The organism is Burkholderia sp. Bp9099, assembly GCF_003857805.1.
Classification (GTDB): domain Bacteria; phylum Pseudomonadota; class Gammaproteobacteria; order Burkholderiales; family Burkholderiaceae; genus Burkholderia.
The window spans coordinates 1-3,430 of sequence record NZ_QTPU01000073.1 but is presented as its reverse complement, the minus strand read 5'-3'; the positions used below and the strand labels follow the sequence as shown (position 1 = coordinate 3,430).

Genomic DNA, 3,430 nt, shown 5'->3' with positions numbered 1-3,430 from the left:
CTATCTCAGCCCCATCGAGTACCGTGAAAGCCTCGGGTTAGCAACGTAAATCAGTCCAAGAAAATAGCCGCATCCCCCCACGCGCAGGTCGTGCCACTTCCGGAACCAGCCAAACCAGAGCCACCGAATTGAGTCCGTCCGCAAGTTTCTTCGTCCAAGCACGTCGCTCAGAATGCAATAGCCGTCGCCCTTGAGAAGGGGGCAAAGGTTGAACACAACTCCTAGCAGCGAGTGAGCGCCGAATATGAACACATACGATGACATCGAGGGCGGAACAAGCCTGCACGACAGTACGGCAATGGACGCAACAAGAATATCGGAGTATGGCCCAGCCAGACTGACAGCGATTCGCGGCCAGCGTGCCGACAGCCACATATCGGATGTGTTGACGTATAAGGCAGGGGCGATCCAGTTCCAGGCCCATCCAGTTCCCAGCAACTCGCGACCGAAGTGCTTCACGGCCAAACCGTGCGCCAATTCATGCACCATTGAGCGCAGCACGCTCGCAATAAAGAAGAGGCTCCACTGCGTCAGGCCGATGTGCAACTGCCACGCAAACTGACGGGAAGTCAGCAGGTCGACAAATTTCACCAGCCCCGCGCCAGCCAGTAGCGCCATCGCAACCAGCATGCCGCGATGAAAGACAATGAAGCCTCCGAGGTTGTATATCCGGGCGATACACACGTCGGCGACCGGCCACGCCTGCCTCCAAGTCAAAGCCCGGTGGCAGCGACGCAATACCGTGCACCACCGACCGCACGTCGCGGTCACGTCGCGAGCCGGCGGGCTTACATCCGCGATGAAACCGCGGCTGGCCCATGCCCGTATCAGTGCCGCCAACGCCGAGGGTTCGCAAGTCCCTCCGGCACGGGTGACTTCAAGCGCGAGTTCCCGAATCGAAAGCCGTCCGTCCATGCGTTTCCACACAAAGACGCCGATAGTCGACAACTGCACATACGCAAGCAACCGGCGTTGCTTGATCACATGAATTCGTCGTTCGCCTTCAGTACGGGAATGAAGTTCCGCGTCGGGGGAACGAAGCGGGCGAAACTCGAGATCGATGTTCGAGATACACTCGCTCATGCTACGCGCTCTGTATATTGTGCTGCATGGTGCCCTTCGGGCGGTCGGAATGGTTCCTCAGGTCGCCATCGACACGAGCTCGACCGCATGACGCAATTCTCGCGCAGCTGGTTCGCGCGGCTTGATCTCCGCAAGAAGCCTCAACGCCCGCTGGCAATGCACCTCCTTGCGTAGAAGCATTTCGCGCAGGCAACCGGATTCTCGGAGGTGTTCACGTATCTCGCCAATCACACTTTGATCGTTGCGCGCCCACTCCAGAAGCTGGAGCATCCGGTTCCGGTCGGCAGGCTCGGCACGGTCGATATACAGCGCGAGTGGCCACGTGCGAATTCCGCTGGCAAGATCGCGACTCGGCCAGCGCCCGAATAGGTCGACGAGGTCGGAATGGATCTGGCGTGCGATTCCCAGGCTCATTCCATAACCTTCATATGCGGAAACAGTCGCCGTGTCGGCACCTGCGAGGATCGCAGGCAGCGAAGCATACAGCGCACGACGCTCCCCGGTCTTCCCCTTGACAGACTCTTCCGCGCTGGCCAGATGCGCGCGCCCTGCCGCTTCGTATTCAATCTCGATGGCCTGTCCGATACGGATCCGGCGCATGCCGTCTGCCAGACGTTGCAGAATCGAACGTAAGCGTTCTGCAGTACAAGTCATCGATGTGAGCAGTTGCTGCGGCGCATACGACAACAAGCTGGTCGCGGCAAGGATCTGGGTACCCGGCGACCAATCGTTGAGCGGAGGCACTAATTCGCCATCCATCACGTGGTCGAGCAGGTACACACCTGCCTCCATCACCAGCAGTGCAGACGCCAAGGGAACGGCAGCAGCGGTTTCACCTGTGATGGCCGCGTGGACCAGAAACGGCAGGTGGACGGCCATCACGCGAACATTGGACCGCGCGTCTCGAAACGGCTGTGACGCCTCCAGAGCGATGGTCAAATCTCCATGGCGTGCACGCATCGCGCATGGCTCCTCGAGCACGGCCATCGCGGCGTCCAGCGCCTGCCGTGTCGGCGCTTCGAGCCATGAGCCGATCAAAGTTCGATAATCACCGGACATTTCAGCGCCTGCAGTCAATTGGTAGTGACCCGGGGTTCAGAACGAGACCTGTTAGGGTTGCATTGCCGGTTTCATTGGACCGGTCAACGGCGATCTAACTTCTGAGACCGGCCCGGGTTGATCTCCCGAGCCGGCGTAGGCTGACTAGCAGTTCGCGCCCCTGCTGCCGCCGCCACTAGCTTCGAAGTTCACTCGCTCTTCAAATGCGCCATCGGCGCCGTCGAAACCGAGAACTTCATTCGCAAGCAGTTCATCCTGATCGGTGTCCGATTGGATACCAACACTTTCAATTTCGGTTTTCATAGTGCTACCTCAAAAAGATTGAACTTGCATTGAGAACTGTCGCTATCACATAGAATGGATTCGCATTTCTGCACATCCATCCGCCTTTGAGGCGACAAAAACAAAAAGGCGGAACTCAAAAAAACATGAAAAACTTGACATGCGCTCGAGCGTATTTTTCGGTCAGCGGTAAGTTGTCAAACACCCTGCCCGCTGATCCACCATTCCGTTTCATCGGTGAGGTGCGCAAAAAAGTACGACTTCGCGCCCGAGCACCGCGACATTAGGCCTCGCCTCAACGACTTCTGCGGCCGTCGATTTGACCTTTCATATATCGACGTCAGGCTGCTCCATCCACGGGTTATGTGGATGGAGCAGATTCATCGTCTTTTTCCCGATCGTCGCATGGTCACTGAATGGCGGGGCCGTCGCCAGCAGGGTGTCGGGTATCCTTGAGCACCGTGACGAGCACGAGTCCACCGATCAGTCCCAGATGTTCGAAAAAGGCGTTAAGCGCCATGAAGCGCGCGGCGCCTGTCATGTTCCAGAAGTCTGCGGCCACCAGCATCGCGACGAGCGTCAACACACCGAGGCCGCCTGCGCCGAGCCACGTGAAACGCCGGGACAACACGCATAGCGGCCCGCCGATCTCGACCACGATGGCCATCGCTGCCCATACGGACCCGGGATGCAGGCCGAAGTGCGCCTGCTCCGCGGCAGCGGCATTGAAATCCACCAGTTTGTAAACGCCCGCGATCAGATACGCGGACACTAGCGCGAGTCGCGCCACGGGCAAGACCCACGGCTGCGACAACAGCGTGCGGATCCACGGAGGGGTGTCGTTACTAGTACGTGTCGTCATGTCAGACCGCCCAGCACGAACAGCCGAACGCGCCCCAGAAGCCCTTCGCGTCCGACGTCGGCAATGCGCTGCCCCACGCACTCGCGTGCGCATGCTGGTGCACGTTGCATGCATTCGCGCAGCCGCACATCGCGGCGGCCGCCG

At 59.3% G+C, this 3,430-nt stretch carries 4 protein-coding genes; all 4 read right to left on the bottom strand.

Annotation, left to right across the window (positions count from 1 at the left end):
* The 4 genes from DIE17_RS36840 to DIE17_RS36830 all read right to left on the bottom strand — a co-directional run bounded on the left by DIE17_RS36840 (position 1) and on the right by DIE17_RS36830 (position 3,286).
* On the bottom strand, positions 1-1,083 hold the full coding sequence (locus tag DIE17_RS36840) for a hypothetical protein (protein ID WP_124921836.1): 1,083 nt from the start codon (positions 1,081-1,083) through the stop codon (positions 1-3).
* A 57-nt stretch (positions 1,084-1,140) separates the two neighbouring features.
* Entirely contained in the window at positions 1,141-2,142 is a 1,002-nt protein-coding gene (locus tag DIE17_RS36835) for a polyprenyl synthetase family protein (protein ID WP_124921835.1), read from the bottom strand.
* Between the two features lie 144 nt (positions 2,143-2,286).
* Positions 2,287-2,445: a hypothetical protein gene (locus DIE17_RS37705; RefSeq protein ID WP_185735433.1), complete on the bottom strand. Its 159-nt coding sequence runs from the start codon at positions 2,443-2,445 to the stop codon at positions 2,287-2,289.
* 388 nt (positions 2,446-2,833) lie between these two features.
* The gene (locus DIE17_RS36830) at positions 2,834-3,286 is read right to left on the bottom strand and encodes a DoxX family protein (protein WP_124921834.1); all 453 of its coding nucleotides are present in this window, start codon (positions 3,284-3,286) and stop codon (positions 2,834-2,836) included.
* Positions 3,287-3,430 lie beyond the last annotated feature (144 nt).

Excerpts from the sequence above, each read along its gene's own strand:
- DIE17_RS36840 (WP_124921836.1), bottom strand. The coding sequence starts at position 1,083 with ATGAGCGAGTGTATCTCGAACATCGATCTCGAGTTTCGCCCGCTTCGT.
- DIE17_RS36835 (WP_124921835.1), bottom strand. The coding sequence starts at position 2,142 with ATGTCCGGTGATTATCGAACTTTGATCGGCTCATGGCTCGAAGCGCCG.
- DIE17_RS37705 (WP_185735433.1), bottom strand. The coding sequence starts at position 2,445 with ATGAAAACCGAAATTGAAAGTGTTGGTATCCAATCGGACACCGATCAG.
- DIE17_RS36830 (WP_124921834.1), bottom strand. The coding sequence starts at position 3,286 with ATGACGACACGTACTAGTAACGACACCCCTCCGTGGATCCGCACGCTG.